Annotated in this window: 9 protein-coding genes; 3 read left to right on the top strand and 6 right to left on the bottom strand. The window is 50.4% G+C overall.

Annotated elements, in window-relative coordinates; translation table 11 throughout:
- The first annotated feature begins 59 nt into the window (after positions 1–59).
- Together DXD02_RS07665 and aroE are read left to right on the top strand one after the other, a co-directional pair.
- Positions 60–950 carry a quinate/shikimate dehydrogenase gene (locus DXD02_RS07665; protein ID WP_334291836.1) on the top strand — a complete coding sequence of 297 codons (891 nt, stop codon included), beginning with the start codon at positions 60–62 and terminating at the stop codon, positions 948–950.
- Between the two features lie 201 nt (positions 951–1,151).
- Positions 1,152–2,024, top strand: coding sequence for a shikimate dehydrogenase (gene aroE / locus DXD02_RS07660; RefSeq protein WP_118666658.1), 873 nt, complete (start codon positions 1,152–1,154; stop codon positions 2,022–2,024).
- Positions 2,025–2,103: 79 nt separating this feature from the next.
- On the opposite strand, the gene DXD02_RS07655 is transcribed toward aroE, so the two are convergent.
- Positions 2,104–3,891 carry an ABC transporter ATP-binding protein gene (locus tag DXD02_RS07655; protein ID WP_118666657.1) on the bottom strand — a complete coding sequence of 596 codons (1,788 nt, stop codon included), beginning with the start codon at positions 3,889–3,891 and terminating at the stop codon, positions 2,104–2,106.
- A gap of 12 nt (positions 3,892–3,903) precedes the next feature.
- The gene (locus tag DXD02_RS07650) at positions 3,904–5,691 is read right to left on the bottom strand and encodes an ABC transporter ATP-binding protein (protein ID WP_118666656.1); all 1,788 of its coding nucleotides are present in this window, start codon (positions 5,689–5,691) and stop codon (positions 3,904–3,906) included.
- A 209-nt stretch (positions 5,692–5,900) separates the two neighbouring features.
- Between DXD02_RS07650 and DXD02_RS07645 the strand changes: the two genes are divergently transcribed.
- A complete protein-coding gene (locus DXD02_RS07645; protein WP_118666655.1) occupies positions 5,901–6,806 on the top strand; it encodes a helix-turn-helix domain-containing protein in 906 nt (301 codons plus the stop codon).
- Positions 6,807–6,917: 111 nt separating this feature from the next.
- On the opposite strand, the gene DXD02_RS07640 is transcribed toward DXD02_RS07645, so the two are convergent.
- The 4 genes from DXD02_RS07640 to DXD02_RS07625 all read right to left on the bottom strand — a co-directional run bounded on the left by DXD02_RS07640 (position 6,918) and on the right by DXD02_RS07625 (position 16,357).
- Positions 6,918–8,498 carry a glucose-6-phosphate isomerase gene (locus DXD02_RS07640; protein WP_118666654.1) on the bottom strand — a complete coding sequence of 527 codons (1,581 nt, stop codon included), beginning with the start codon at positions 8,496–8,498 and terminating at the stop codon, positions 6,918–6,920.
- 123 nt (positions 8,499–8,621) lie between these two features.
- Positions 8,622–9,614: a 6-phosphofructokinase gene (pfkA, locus tag DXD02_RS07635; RefSeq protein ID WP_022462041.1), complete on the bottom strand. Its 993-nt coding sequence runs from the start codon at positions 9,612–9,614 to the stop codon at positions 8,622–8,624.
- An 81-nt stretch (positions 9,615–9,695) separates the two neighbouring features.
- Positions 9,696–13,169, bottom strand: coding sequence for a DNA polymerase III subunit alpha (locus DXD02_RS07630; RefSeq protein WP_118666653.1), 3,474 nt, complete (start codon positions 13,167–13,169; stop codon positions 9,696–9,698).
- An 11-nt stretch (positions 13,170–13,180) separates the two neighbouring features.
- Positions 13,181–16,357: an ATP-binding protein gene (locus DXD02_RS07625; RefSeq protein ID WP_118666652.1), complete on the bottom strand. Its 3,177-nt coding sequence runs from the start codon at positions 16,355–16,357 to the stop codon at positions 13,181–13,183.
- Positions 16,358–16,526 lie beyond the last annotated feature (169 nt).

Here is a 16,526-nt window from a genome sequence, read left to right as displayed (position 1 = left end):
CTGCGCTGCCTCTTTTTCAAACCGAAACAGCGCAGCATGAAAAAAGAAAAGAGGAAAATATCATGCCAAATATTACAGGACATACCGAATTAGTTGGATTAATGGCTTACCCGATCCGTCACACCCAGTCTCCGACAACCCACAACCTTGCATACGACAAAAACGGAGATGACGTCATTCAGCTTGCTTTCGAAGTTGATAACGATTCTTTAAAAGATGCTGTGCAGAGTATCCGCGCGCTGAAAATGCTCGGTTCCAATATTTCCATGCCAAACAAAACTGTTGTCCACAAATATCTGGACGAGGTAGATGAAGCAGCTAAGTTATGCGGCGCTATCAACACCGTAGTCAACCTCCGCGACGAAAACGGTCAGGTAACCGGCAAACTGAAAGGCTACAACACCGATGGTATGGGATACTGGCAGGCACTGACCGAAGAAGGCATCGATTTCAAGGGAATGAAGATGGTCCTGATCGGAACCGGCGGTGCTGCTACTGCAATTGCAGTGCGCGGTGCTCTGGATGGCGTTGCAGAAATTGAAATCTTCAACATCAAAGACAAATTCTACAGCCGTGGAGAGGAAATTGTTGATCTGATCAACAAGAACACCAACTGCAAGGCTACCATGAACGACCTGGCAGACAAAGATCTCCTGAAAGAAAAAATGCACGCAGCTGACCTGTTCTGCGATGCTACCGGCGTAGGAATGCATCCACTCGAAGACCTTTCCAACATTCCTGATCCTTCCTTCTTTAAAAAAGATCTCATCGTAACGGATACCGTTTACGCTCCGCGCGAAACCGTTATGATGAAACAGGCCAAAGAAGCAGGATGCGAAAAGGTTTTCAATGGCATGGGTATGATGCTGTTCCAGGCACTCATTGCAATCAAGCTGTACACCGGAAAAGATACCCCGGTTGACTACATGAAAGAGAAACTTGGAATCTGATTTCCGGGCGAATCTTTTCCATCTTAAACCTTAATCAAAAACCAACACGAAAAGAGGAAATGAACTTTGCGTCATTTCCTCTTTTTTTCTTGCTTTCTTTCAGCATCTGGAGTATAATTCACTTCATATAGTAGCAGTTTAAAGCGCTACAGCACGATTTATCATCATGCTGAAATACGAGGAGAGAGAGGATTTCAAATTATGTCAAAACACATCACAGGACACACCGGATTATTATGTTTACTCGGAAGCCCGGTTGCACACAGTGTTTCTCCGGAAATGCACAACGAAGCATGCGACCAGCTCGGCCTTGATTATAGCTACCTTGCCTTTGATGTACCGGAAGACAAAATGCCGCAGGCAGTCGAAGGACTCCGCACCATGGGTGCAAGAGGCTGGAACATCACCATGCCTGGCAAAAATATTATGTGCAAATTGGCAGACAAGGTTTCTCCTGCTTCGGAGATCTCCGGCGCATGTAATACCATCGTCAACGACAACGGCGTTCTCACCGCTTACACCACCGACGGTGTCGGCTTCATGAGAGCAGTTGCAGAAAACGGCGTAGACATCATCGGCAAAAAGATGACTCTGCTCGGTGCCGGCGGCGCTGCTACTGCAATCCTGGTACAGGCAGCCCTCGACGGCGTGGCTGAGATCAATGTATTCAACGTCAGAGACAATTTCTTCGGAAGAGCCGAGGAAATCGTTGCAAAACTCAATGAGCGTACTTCCTGCAGGGTTACCCTGCACGACTTCTCCGATCCGGAAGTCCTTCGCGCATCCATCGCAGACAGCGCCATTCTTGTCAACGGAACTTCCGTCGGAATGGCTCCAAAAACCGAGAACACCATCATCACCGACACAACGATGTTCCACAGAGACCTCTTCGTTTTCGATGTGATCTACAATCCGCAGGAAACCCGCCTGCTGCGTGAGGCAAAAGAGGCTGGATGCAAGACCGGAAACGGTATGTACATGCTGTTATACCAGGGAGCTGCTTCCTTCAAACTGTGGACTGGCGAGGATATGCCGGTTGAGATCATCAAAGAGAAATACTTCTCCGGAAAATAAAATATCACACAATTTCAAAAGGCTTCTGCCCCGGATTTTCATCCGCCGGCAGAAGCCTTTTTGCTGTCCTGAAATGGTGTCAGCCCGCTTTCTGTACTTCGTCGAGCTGTGCCGTATACAGTTTGTAGTAATATCCTTTCTTTGCTATCAGTTCGTCGTGCGTTCCGCTTTCCATGATACCGCCGTTGTCGATATACATGATCTTATCGCAGTTGCGGATCGTAGACAGACGGTGGGCAATAATGAACGATGTTCTGCCCTTCAGCATCGCATTGAGGCCAGTCTGCAGTGCTTTCTCGGTCTGCACGTCGATACTCGAGGTTGCCTCATCGAGAATCAGGATCGCCGGATCCGAAAGCAGTGTTCTGGCAAACGAGATCAGCTGTTTCTGGCCCTGGCTCAGCATGGAGCCGCGCTCCCGTACCTCGGTCTGATAGCGGTCCGGCATTTTGCTGATGAACTCATCCGCGCAGACGGTTTTGCTCGCATTGACAATCTCATCCAGTGTCGCATCGAGTTTTCCGTAACGGATGTTGTCCTCAATGTCTCCCGAGAAAATAAAGCTGTCCTGCATCATAATGCCCATCTGCTCACGCAGGGAATGGATCGTCACCTGCGAGATGTCCTGGCCGTCGATCAGGACACGGCCGCCGTTGACATTATAGAACCGCGAGATCAGATTGACAATCGTACTCTTTCCGGCTCCCGTCGGTCCGACGAGCGCCACGCTCTCGCCCGGTTTTACCGTGAACGAAACGTCTTTTAAAATCTGCTTCGATTCATCGTAAGAGAAGTTGACATGGTCAAACGTCACCTCACCGCGGATCTCCGGCATTTTCACAGCATTCTCGGCATCCTTTACCGTTACCGGCTCGTCCATTGTCTCGAAGATACGCTCCAGGTAAGCGATGTTGTTGATAAAGTTGTTGAAGATATTTCCGAGGTTCATGATCGGCTGCCAGAAGTACGATGCGTAGCTGGAAATCGCCACGATGGTACCGAGCGATTTGCTGCCCTGTCCGAACAGCATAAGGCCTGCTAAAAAGATTGCTGCGCGCACGCAGACGGAAATGGAATCGATGCCCGGCCATACCAGGTTGGAATAGCGTACCGCCGTGTTCCACGTTCTGCGGCAGTCCTGTGAAAGATCTTTGAAAATCTCCGCATTTTCATCCTCTCTCGCAAAGATCTGCGTAATGCGGGCTCCGACGATATTTTCCTGCAGATACGCATTCAGGTTCGAGTTCTTATTTGAAACTGCCTGCCATGCCCGTCTCTGTTTATTCTTGATCCAGACCATGAACACGCACAGCACCGGCACGCCGCAGAGAACGACGAGCGCCATCTGCACATCGACCAGGAACATGAAAATGACGATGAACAGCAGATTGAAACACTCCAGCACAATGTTGATCAGTCCATTCGAAAGCATATCCGATACCGAATTGACGTAGTTGACCACACGGATCAGAATTTTGCCGTGCGGGCGGTCGTCGTAATACTGGAACGGCAGCTCCTGCAGATGCTCAAACAGGTCTTTTCGGATATCGTAGATGATATTCTGGCTGACATCCACCATGATACGGCTTCGGATCGTCGTGAAAATGACGCTGACGACGTAGATGCCGACGAGCATTCCGACCAGAGAAAACAGAAGTTTCTCGTTTTTGTCCGGAATCGCAAGGTCCAGTGCCCGCTGGATAATCATCGGCGCAACGTAGCCGAACGCGCCGCCGATGCCGCTCAAGAGAATCGCCACAACCATCCGGCCCGCGTATTTTTTAATATAAGATGATGCCCGGAGTAAGTGTCTGATGTCAAAAGGTTCTTCGAGCACTTCATCCTGCTTGTATGTATTTTTTGCCATTGCTTCCCCCTCCTACAGTTCATCCACACCGGTCTGCAGTTTCACCAGTTCGTAGTAATAGCCCTTCTTTTCCATCAGCTCCTCGTGCGTTCCCATCTCCTTGATGTAACCGTTCTGCAGCACGATAATTTTGTCCGCCGTCTTTGTGGTGGAGATTCGCTGCGCGATGATAACTTTCGTGCACGGGAAATCCAGTTCTCGTAAGGAATGCTGGATCTGTTTTTCCGTCTCCATATCGACGGCCGATGTCGTGTCGTCAAGAATCAGGATCGACGGACGGATGGCCAGCGCTCTCGCCAGGGAAATTCTCTGCTTCTGGCCGCCTGAAAGACCGACACCGCGCTCACCGACCAGAGTGTCATAACCCTCCGGCATCTTCGAAATAAAGTCTGCCGCGGCAGAATATTTTGCAAATTTAATGACCTCATTCATCTTGATCGAGTCATCGCCGTAAGCAATGTTGCCCTCGATCGTATCAGAATACAGCAGGACATCCTGCGTCGCAAGTCCGATGTGTTTCCGGAGATCATACAGCTTCAGATCTTCCACAGAAATACCGTCGATGCGGATCTGGCCTTCTGTCGGCTCGTAGAAACGCGGAATCAGGTTGATGAGGGATGTCTTTCCGCATCCCGTCTCTCCCATGACCGCCACGGTCTCATTCGGGTTAACCGTAAACGAAATGTTATGCAGAACCGGCAGATCACCGTCCTCATACTGGAACGAAACGTTGTCGAACTCGATTTTTCCCTCGAAGCGTTCCGGGTGTGCCACTGCATTTTCCTCGTCCTTGATCTTCGCCTCGGAATAATACAGCTCCATGACTTTTTTTGAAGCCGCCGAGAACCGCTGGAACTCGTTCATGATATTTCCCATCTGACGCATCGGGTTTGCGATTGCCCAGATGAGGCCGGAGAATGCCACATAATCACCCATGGTCAGCTGGCCCTTAATCATAAAGACACCGCCGACTGCCAGCAGGACAACCGGCATCAGGTTAGCGATACTCTCGACAAACGGGAAGAATTTCAGCCATACCATCGCGGTTGCTTTGTTTGTCTCCGCGTAATCGGTATTAGCGCGGTCGAATTTCTCAATCTCGTACTCTTCTCTTGCAAACGCCTTGACGACGCGGTTTCCGGAGATATTCTCCTGCGCACACGTATTCATCTGTGCCAGCTTTTCACGCAGTGCCGCATGCATCGGGGCAACACGGTTGCGGAACAGGTAGATGATCCAGAATACGAACGGCGAAATCACAAGTATGCAGAGCGCCAGCTTCCAGTTCGTGTACAGGAAGAAAATGGCCGCTGCCGCGAACAGGGAAAACGACTCAATCACCATTCGGATGACCCATGCGACCATATGGCGGACGGCATCGAGGTCTCCGGTCAGACGCGTCATCAGATCGCCGGTACGGTACGTGCTGTAAAACGTCATATCCTGCCGCTGGATTTTGTCATACAGGTAATTCCGCACCCGGTACAGGACGCTCTGTGATACGTGCTCGTAAATCATACAGCTGCCGTAGACAATAACGACACGCAGAAACGTGAAGCCAATCATCGCAATCAGCAGGCGGTAAAACAGATCCCGGTGTGTCTGCAGATTCTGCACTGCATTTTCACCTGTCAGAAACAGGTCAACAATTTTTCCCGAAAAATATGGAATCGTAAGCTGCAGAACGTTATATAATACCGTTCCGATCATGCCGATCAGATACAGCGCACGCTTTCCTTCCATGTTTTCCCACAGCCATTGGATTTTAGTTTTCGGGAATGGTTTTGTGCTGCTTTTCATTTTTTCATATCCCCCCTTATCTTCTGAAAATCAAAAGGTTTCTGCATTTTTCTCTTTCAAATGCTTTCGCCATTGTATCAATTTTCATTTCATTATGATATAATGCGACTGTATAAAAATAGAACGTTTCTATCTTCATGCACGATTCTTTTGAATAATCCTCGTAATTTTTTGCAGAACTTTTTAACCGGAACAGGAGGAATTTACTTTTGAAAAATCTATTTGAATACAATGATATCCTGCGCTCACCGATCGAGGCATTTTCCTGCAGCTCGGAAACCTTTTCCATGCCGGTGGTATCACACTGGCACTATTTTACTGAAGTACTTTATCTGCAGGAAGGCTCGCTCCTTGTGAGCTGCAACGATGTTGTCTATCCGATGGAGGCCGGCTCTTTCATCCTTTTTCCGCCGCAGGCAGTCCATGCGCTTGCCGCGGATCATGACAAACCGTTTCGCTTTTTCTGCGTAAAATTCAATCTGAACCGGATTCATCTCACCGGAAGCTATCTTCCGAACCTGAGCTTTGCGTTCCATAAGGTTGCCTCCATGACGCATCCTTCCCTGCTCTTTACGCAGATGGATCTTCCGGGGCTCGACCTGAACGATTTTTTCACAACCATTGAAAAAGAATCCCATGCGAAACAGTACGGCTACGACGCGTATATTTATTCGCTGTTTTCGACACTGTTCCTGCGCCTTCTGCGGACGTGGCACTGCCAGGGAATCTGTTTTGATCTCGAAACCATCTCCGAGAGTGAAGAGAAAAGTATGCAGGACATTCTCGTCTACATCGACCGTCATTCACAGGAGAATATCAACATCGAAGAGCTGGCGCATAAATACAATATGAGCTATTCGTACTTTGCCAAGCTGTTTTTAAAACACTATGGGCAGAGCTGCAAGCAGTATATCGAATTTATCCGTTTGAACAAGGTCGAGAACCTGCTCCTCTTTACCGATTATGACCTGAACTTTATTGCCACCGAGACCGGCTTTGCAGACTGCAGCCACCTGATCCGTACGTTCAAAAAACGGTATCAGATCACCCCGCGGCAGTTCCGGCAGGAGCATCAGTCCACAGTGTCCTCGTCGCTTCCGGCGAAGCTGGGATAACCCCATAATATAGTAATAAAAAAGGCGGTATACCGTTTTCCCCCTGAAACTTTCAGAAAGAAAATCCGGTATGCCGCCTTTTCATATCTTAAATTTTCTGATTTAAACTTCTTAGATGTTGAGCAGATCGCTGAATACTTTCAGTGCTCCGTCTGTCTCGTGAGCCAGAACGCGTTTTGCAAGGACTTTACCAAGCTGTACGCCCTCCTGGTCGAAGCTGTTTACGTTCCACAGGAATCCCTGGAACATGATCTTATTCTCGAAGTGTGCAAGCAGTGCTCCCAGCGTCTTCGGATTTACCTGATCTCCGATGATGATGCTGGACGGACGGCCGCCTTCGAAGTTTTTGTTTTTATTCTCATCTGCTTTACCGCAGGCAAATGCAACGATCTGAGCTGCTACGTTTGCACAGAGTTTCTGCTGGCTGGTGCTGCCCTGGATGTCGACATCGGTCTCCATCTGGTTATTGCGGAAGCCTACAAACTGCAGCGGAACGATATCAGTTCCCTGATGCAGCAGCTGATAGAAGGAATGCTGTCCGTTGGTACCTGGCTCGCCGAAGAGAACCGGACCGGTCGGGTAATTGACCGGCTCGCCGAAGCGGTTGACCGATTTACCGTTGGACTCCATATCTACCTGCTGTAAGTGAGCCGGGAAACGGTTCAGTGCCTGGGAGTACGGAAGAACTGCAGTGCTTGGATAGCCAAGAACGTTTCTCTCGTAAACACCGATCAGCGCATCGAGCATCTCCGGGTTCTGTAATACGTCTTTGTTTGCAGAAAGTTTATCTTCTGCTGCAGCGCCCTCGAGGAATGCTGCGAATACTTCCGGTCCGAAAGCCAGGGACAGAACAGCGCCGCCGACTGCGGATGTGGAAGAATAACGGCCTCCGATATAGTCATCCATGAAGAATGCTGCCAGATAGTCGTCGCTCTTTGCCAGCGGAGAAGTCTCACTGGTAACGGCGATCATATGCTTGGATGCATCCAGGCCTGCATTTTTCAGAGCGTCTTTTACGAAGGACTCATTGGTCAGAGTCTCCAGTGTGGTTCCGGATTTGGATACCAGAACGAAGATGGAATGTGCTACGTCGATCGAATTCAGAACAGCTGCTGCGTCATCCGGGTCAACGTTGCTGATGAATTTTGCTTCCATTTTAAAGCAATCGTTTTTCTTTGCCCAGTTTTCCAGAGCCAGATACATCGCACGCGGGCCAAGGTCGCTTCCGCCGATACCGATCTGCACAACGGTGGTGAATTTTTCACCTGCTGCGTTGGTGATCTCACCTGCATGTACTTTGTTCGCGAACTCTGCGATGCGGTTCTGCTGCTCTACGTAGAAAGCACGTTTGTCTACGCCGTCTGCCGTAACGGTGTTTCCGAGCTGGCCGCGGGTCAGCTGATGAAGCACGAGACGGTTCTCTCCGGTGTTGATGACAGCACCGTTGTAAAGCTCCTCAAATTTTTCAGAAAGCTGTGCCTCTTCTGCCAGTTTTACGAGTGCGGCAAGGACATCCTCATTCACCTGTTTTGCTGCGTAGTTATACGCAAGTCCTTCTGCCATCGGAACGCTGTAAGATTTTACGCGCTCTGCTCCGTTTTCGCCGGACATCACCTCGGCAAGATTGACACGCTCCACTTTTTTCAGCTCCTCAAAAGAAGCCAGTTTATCAAGATTGTTCCAGGTAACCATTGTTAAGTTCCTCCTGTTTTTTTATTTTGTCTCTCTATTCCGTCCGCGGAAACATTTTTATTCCCGCTATTATACCAATGAAACAGACTGCTTGCTAAAAACAGTCTGTTTCGTGATATTTTTTTATTTCGTATAGTTATAAGAAAGAGCTCTTGCGATCTCCCACTGATATTCCGGCAGAGTCTTTGTCATGGACAGTGCCTCGTCGATATCGTAATCTACATATTCACCGTTCTTGTATGCAACTACGCGGTCTGTTTTTCCTTCCAGAAGAAGGTCCACTGCGTAAGCACCCATGATAGACGCGTATACACGGTCTTTACATGTCGGGCTTCCTCCACGCTGCATATGTCCAAGAATCGTTGCACGGGTCTCGATGCCGGTTGCAGCTTCGATTCTGCGCGCCATGCTGGTGGAATGGCCGATGCCCTCAGCATTTACGATGATATGATGTTTTTTGCCTTTTCTACGGTTCTCGATGATGTTGTTGATGATCTTCTGCTCATCGTAATCGTATTTCTCCGGAAGAAGAATATCCTCTGCGCCATTTGCGATACCGCACCACAGAGCGATATATCCGGCATTACGTCCCATAACCTCGATGATCGAGCATCTCTCATGGGAAGTGGAAGTATCTCTTACTTTATCAATGGCTTCCATTGCAGTGTTTACCGCGGTATCAAAACCGATGGTATATTCTGTGCAGGCGATATCCAGGTCGATGGTTCCCGGTACACCTACGGTGTTAATTCCAAGAGCTGCCAGTTTCTGCGCTCCTGCAAAAGATCCGTCTCCGCCGATAACTACCAGTCCGTCGATGCCGTGTTTTCTGCAGACATCTGCAGCACGTTTCTGGCCTTCCGGTGTACGCATCTCTGCGCAGCGGGCGGTATAAAGGATAGTACCTCCGCGCTCGATGGTGTCGGATACATCGCGGGCTGTCATGTCGATGATTTCTTCGTTCATCAGTCCGTCGTAGCCTTTCAGGATACCTTTCATCTGAACGCCCTTCTGCAGACCTCTTCTTACGGCTGCACGGATCGCTGCGTTCATACCTGGTGCATCACCACCGCTGGTAAGCACTCCGATTGTCTTTACCTTGTTAGTCGTTGCCATATGAATTCCTCCATCTCATCACACACATTAATAAACGAGTAGTTTTATTTATTAATCACACACAGTTTTATTTTAAAGCATTCAGGCCCTTTTTTCAATACTCTTTTCTACAACTTTCACGTTTCCGGTACCGAATTTTGCCTGAAGTGACGCCACCAGACGGGCATCTGCCTGCACATTGCGGCTCGGCGGCAGTTTTTTCATCGCTTTGATCGATTTGATGTAGAGAATCACGCTGTCCTTGCCGTCGGATTCATGCAGCATCTGGTACAGATCCGCCACTTCTCTCTCGTACGTTTCCTTGTCCGGGAACTGGATCCAGAGCTCTTTCGGGATGCCTGCAAACGGGAAAATTTTCTCGCAGATCAGCTTGCTCGGCTTATCATCCTCCGCGGAAACACGGCCCTGGATGAAGACACGCGCATCGGTCTGCATCATCGCTGCGTTTTTCTCGTAATCGCGCGGGAATACGACGATTTCCATACTGCCGACGAGGTCCTCGAGTGTGAGAAATGCCATTGTCTTGTTATTCTTTGTATATTTGATTTTTTTATCCGTGATAATGCCGCCGACAATCTCTTTCGCGCCGTCGGTGACGGATGGGAAACCCGTCTCCTCATCCGGCTGGAAGTCTGTCGTTACCGCGGAAATGTTCTTCCGCCAGCACTCCTCCTGCTCCTCGAGCGGATGACCGCTGACGTAGATGCCGAGCACCTCTTTTTCGAGCGCCAAAAGATCACTCTTTTCGTATTCTCCGACATCCGGGTACACCGTTTCATACGACCGTTTGGTCGTCTCATCTGCGAAGTCAAACAGACTCATCTGGCCGCTTAACGAATCTTTTTTCTCGCGTGCCACATCATCGAGCACATTGGCGTAGACGAACATGAGCTGCTTTCTCGTCACGCCGAAGCAGTCGAATGCACCCGCCTTGATAAAGTTCTCGACGGTCCGCTTGTTGACTTCTTTTCCGCTCAGACGCTCCGCGAAATCCTTTAACGAGCGGAACGGTCCGTTTGCACTCCGCTCCTCCACGATCGCCTCCATGACCGGCTTTCCGATGCCTTTGACCGCCGCCATGCCATAGCGGATCGCCTGGCCGTCTACCGTGAATTTTCCTTCGCTTCGGTTGATGTCCGGCGGCAGAATAGAAATGCCCATCTGGCGGGAACTCAAGATATACTCTGCGACTTTTCCCGGGTTATCGATGCAGGAGGTCATCAGAGCCGCCATGAACTCAACCGGGTAATAGTATTTCAGCCATGCCGTCTGGTACGATACGAACGCGTACGCCGCCGCATGGGATTTGTTGAAGGCGTATTTCGCGAAGTCGATCATCTCGTCGTAGATCTTGTTCGCTGTCTTCTCATCAATGCCGTTTTTGATACAGCCCGGCACGCCCTCGGCCTCGTTTCCATAAACGAAATTCTGGCGCTCTTTTTCCATGACGGATGCCTTTTTCTTCGACATCGCACGGCGCACCAGATCAGCCCGTCCAAGCGAATAGCCCGCCAGTGCCTGTACGATCTGCATAACCTGTTCCTGGTAGACGATACAGCCGTACGTCGGCTCCAGAATCGGTTTTAAGAGCGGTGTATCGTACGTAACGGATTCCGGGTTGTTTTTTCCTTTGATGTACTGCGGAATAAAATCCATCGGGCCCGGCCGGTACAGGGAAATTCCGGCGATGATATCCTCGAGGCTCTGCGGTTTTAACTCCTTCATGAAGTTTTTCATTCCCGCACTCTCGAGCTGGAATACACCGACCGTTTTCGATGCGCCGATCATGCCGAGCACTTTCGGATCGTTGTAATCGATGTGAAGCAGATCAATTTTCTTATTGCTGTAACGCTCTGCGAGCTTTGTCGCATTCTGAATGACGGTCAGGGTCCGAAGCCCTAAGAAGTCCATTTTCAGAAGTCCCAGTTCCTCGAGCGTCGTCATCGTGAACTGCGTGACGATCGTTCCGTCGCTTCCTCGCGAGAGCGGCACAAATTCCACCAGCGGACGCGAGCCGATGACAACACCGGCGGCATGCATCGACGTGTGGCGCGGCAGACCTTCAAGTCTCCGTGACATGTCGATCAGATGTGCAACCTCTTCATTGCCCTGGTACAGCTCCCGCAGCTCGTGGTTCATCTGCAGTGCCTTGTCGATCGTGATATTCAGCTCATTCGGAATCATCTTCGCAATCGAATCGACCTGTGCATACGGCATATCCAGCACACGGCCGACATCGCGGATGACACCGCGCGCCGCCAGTGTACCGAATGTGACGATCTGTACAACGCGGTCCTTGCCGTATTTTCTCGTTACATAGTCGATGACCTCCGGGCGGCGTTCGAAGCAGAAATCCACGTCGATATCAGGCATGGTAACTCGTTCCGGGTTCAGGAAACGCTCGAACAGGAGCTGGTACCGCATCGGGTCCAGCTGTGTGATGCCAAGGGTGTAGGAAACAATACTTCCGGCCGCCGATCCTCGTCCCGGTCCGACCATGATGTCGTGGTCGCGCGCAAATTTGATGAAATCCCACACGATCAGGAAGTAATCGACGTAACCCATCGTTTTGATCGTATCAAGCTCGTATTTCAGCCGCGCTTTCAGTTCATCCGTCGCCGGGTGATACCGTTCCTCGAGGCCGTCGTAGCAGAGCTTATTTAAGTATTCCCAGGAAGTGTATCCTTCCGGCACATCGAATTTCGGAAGTTTTGTGACACCAAATTCGATCTCCACATTACACCGGTCTGCAATTTTCTGTGTATTTTCGATTGCCTGCGGTGCATACGGGAAGAGCGATGCCATCTCCGCCTCGGATTTCACGAAATACTGGCCGCCCTCGTAGCGCATGCGGTCCTCATCCGTGATCTTCTTTCCGGTCTGCAGGCACAGAAGAATGTCATGGGAATCCGCATCTTCTGCGTACGTGTAGTGAATATCATTCGTCGCCACCAGCTCGATGCCGGTTTCTGCCGAGAGGCGCATCAGCTGCTGATTGACCATCCGCTGCTCCGAGATGCCGTGATCCTGCAGTTCCAGGAAGAAATTGCCTTTTCCGAAAATCTTCTCATACCGCAGTGCGGCCTCTTTTCCCATCTCGTACTGGTTCCGCACCATCGCACGCGCCACCTCACCTGCAAGGCAGGCGGAAAGCGCGATAATGCCCTCGTGATACTTTTCCAGAATCTCCATGTCGACACGCGGCTTATAGTAAAATCCATCGATAAAGCCCGCCGAAACAATCTTCATCAGATTGGAATAGCCCGTATTATTTTCCGCCAGCAGAACCAGATGGTAGTACCGGTCCTCTCCGCGGCTGGTTTCGCGGTCGAAACGGGAACCCGGCGCCACGTAAACCTCACAGCCGAGGATCGGCTTGATGCCCTGCGCGCGGGCTTCTTTATAAAAATCAATACAGCCGAACATGACGCCGTGATCGGTGATCGCGGCGCTGTTCATGCCAAGCTCCTTGACTCTGGCAACGTACTCTTTGATCTTGTTCGATCCGTCCAGAAGGCTGTATTCGGTATGTACATGTAAATGCGTAAAACTCATCGTTTTCTCCTCTATTTTCCAAAGGCATGTTCCGTTGTCTCCAAGATCGTCTGCACCAGGCTGTCCGGCTCGATCGGCTTGGTCAGATGGCTGTTCATGCCCGCTGCGCGGCATCCCTCTTTACTCTCTTCGGAGGACTGCGCCGTCATCGGGATGATCGGGACTTGTTTTGCTTCCGGAAGCTCCATGGCGCGGATCTGCTGCGCTGCCTCAAGGCCGCCCATCACAGGCATCATCAGATCCATTAAAATCACATCAAATTTCTGCGGATTCGCCGCATACTTTTCGACCGCCTCGCGGCCGTTCCATGCCTCTTCCACCGTCGCACCGTGATCGGTCAGGTAAAACTCGGCGATTTCCATGTTGATCTCATTATCCTCGACAAGCAGAACGTGGAAGCGGACAAGCTCTTTTCCTGCGATCCGTGTCTTTACTTCCTGAATCCGCTGTCCCTCGCAGTCAATGTAAAACGGAAGCCGGAATACATACGTCGTTCCGACGCCCTGCTGGCTCGTTACCTCGATCGTGCCCTGCATTTTTTCGATCAGTTCTTTGACGATCGACATGCCAAGGCCCGTTCCCTTGTACTGCGTTCTCGCACCGGACTTCTCCTGTGTGAACGGATGGAACAGCTCTTTTTCGATAAATTCGCTGCTCATTCCGATACCGCTGTCCATGATGCGGAACTCGTAGACGACCCGGGTTCCGTCGCAGGAGACTTCGCCCGCATACGTATCGATCATTCCGCCTGGCTTGTTGTACTTGATTGCATTGCTGAAGAGATTCAGCATAATCTGCCGCAGGCGCAGCGGACTGCCGATCAGTCTCGTGTGCGTCAGCTCACCGCGGTGCGTACGGTGGGTAATGCCCATCTCCGCAATCTGCGCATTGACAAGGGATGCTACATCATCCATCAGATGCGTCAGGTCAAAAGAAACGCTCTCGATCGTCTCTTTTCCGGACTCCAGCTTATTCATATCGAGCACATCGTTGACGAGTGCCAGCAGATGGCTTGCGGAAAGATTGATTTTATCGAGGCAGTCGTCCACTTTTGCCTCATCCTGCCGGTTTTTGCGGATGATATCCAGCATGCCCATAATGCCATTGATCGGCGTGCGCACATCGTGGCTCATGCGGTTCATAAATTCTGTTTTTGCACGACTTGCACTGTCTGCAGCTCTAAAGGCATCCTGAAGCTGTATCTTCTCCCTCTCTTCCCGGCTGTGGAACTCTGACGTATCACGGAAAAGGATCATGCCGTGTACCACAACGCTCTCCCGCTTTGTCTTTCGGTCGTAGACGGTATCCTGTGACATAAGAACCGTCTTCTGCAACCATATTCTTCTGCCAGACTCATCTGTTTCCTGATACTCCACGACTACCTGCTTATCTCCGTTTTCAAAGCGCTGCAGCAGTTTCTTCGAGGAATCCACAATGCGGTATGATTCCAATGTCTCCTCCGCGACAAACGCACTGCATTCCCCGCAGTATTTCTCGTAGGAACACGGCAGATCTATATTGAGGTCAAATTTCTTCTGCCCGCTGTGGTAAAAAATCTGCTCCAGCGAATCATTCGTCAGATCAACGGCGAACACGGCCTCGGCCGTCTCGAGAAGTGCCTCGGCGTAGTGGCTGTTTTCAATGATCGACTGTTTCATCTGTTCATAGTATTGGTCGAGCTGTTCTTTTTCATTCCGAGCAGCTTCCCCATTGGAGCGGAACCGCTCAAAGCCCATCAGAAAATGGTGCAGTCCGCCATCCTCGGCCGCGTCGTAGAACAGAATGGTGACTTTTCCCCGGCAGAGCGCTTCCCCTTCGCTGCCCTCCTGATACTCGTACAGAATTTCTACGCTCTCTTCTCCCTTCTGATAGCACTCCTTCAGATGGGTAAGATCCAGCATTCTACGCATTTCCTTTCTCTTTTCCTCATCCGTGATGCCCTGCACAATATGCTCGGCCGCACCGGTATAGCTGCCGTCCTCGGCAAGGAAAAAGCCCGAAACGGCACGCAGAATCCGGTACTGGTCCTGTCTTGCATTGCAGTAAATACAGTTGGAAAAATGGTATCCCTTTTTCTTTACGACGTCCAGCGCTTCCAGGCTGATCTTCCGCTCTGCGGCGGCTTCTTCCATCTTCGCGCGGTTTTTGTCGATATACATGTTCTGGTCCGCATGGCGGAACAGTTCCCGGATATCACAGTCTTCAAATTCCGTGGACAGTGCATAGCCTCCGGCGTAGCTGATCGGCATCTCCGGGTGCTGGCGGGAATATTCTGCCGTCTGCGTGCGGATGTGATTCATGCACGCTTCCACTTCTTCGCGGTTCAGTCCGCGCAGAATGGCAAGAAACTCATCTCCGCCGTTTCTTCCGACGAAATACTCCTCCGGGACTGCTTTTCGAAGCTGAACGGCAAAGGAACGGATATATTCGTCTCCCTTGTCGTGACCCAGACTGTTGTTGATCGTGCGCAGATTGTTGAGGTCAAACACGCAGACCGCATACGCGCCGGAAATTTCTTCTCCTCCGTCGCTTTCCTCCAGAATCTCTTCGCATTTATTTTTATTTGGCAGGCCCGTCGCCTCATCGAGATAGACTTTCTTCTGCAGAATACGGTTCATCGCCGCATAGCGGACGGCCTTGATCAGCTCCATGCCGATGACAAACACCAGACCGATGATATCTCCTACTACCACCTGCTCCAGCTTCTTCAGCGAAGACGCCATTCTCTGCGAATACGCTTCCGCAAGGCCCGTCGCCTCGTCACAGATTTTGAAAAAGGTCTCACTCTTTTCGATAATCGCGGTATTCTCATATCCTTTTTCACGCACCAGAAGAATCTCTGCCTTCAGCTCTTCAAAATACGATGCCAGCTCAGTCATCTTATCCTGAAAATCCCGGTCATCCAGGCGCACCAGATCCAGCTCGCTGCTTCCGTTCTGCAGACCGTCGATATAAGCGTTGATGTCTGCAATCATCGTATCCTGCGGTTCTCCCGCATCCTCCAGCTTGATAATCCGCTGCGTTTTTCCGCGCACCAGACCGGCATAGTTGACAACGCGGGCCGTTCCCTGTATTTTCTCGACCATCGACATAATGCAGAAAAACAGAATAATCAGAATGATCGTCAAAACCGTCATTGCGGTTTTGGAAATAAAAGATGTTTTTTTCTTACTTTTCTTTTTCTTCATCGCTCTCCATCAGATCCTGTGTCATTTTTTGTCATATAGATCATATTATAAGCGCAATCCTCTCTTCGCGCAACCGCAAACCGGGCGCAGAAAAAATTTCAAAATTTTATCTGCTGTCTGACACAAAAAAACGGACACCGGAGAGGATGTGCTTCCTGTCCAGTGCCCG

The sequence above is a fragment of the Blautia sp. TF10-30 genome (assembly GCF_003481245.1).
Lineage (GTDB): Bacteria > Bacillota > Clostridia > Lachnospirales > Lachnospiraceae > Fusicatenibacter > Fusicatenibacter saccharivorans.
The sequence above is the reverse complement of the archived record's forward strand: the minus strand, read 5'-3'. Positions and strand labels throughout refer to the sequence as shown.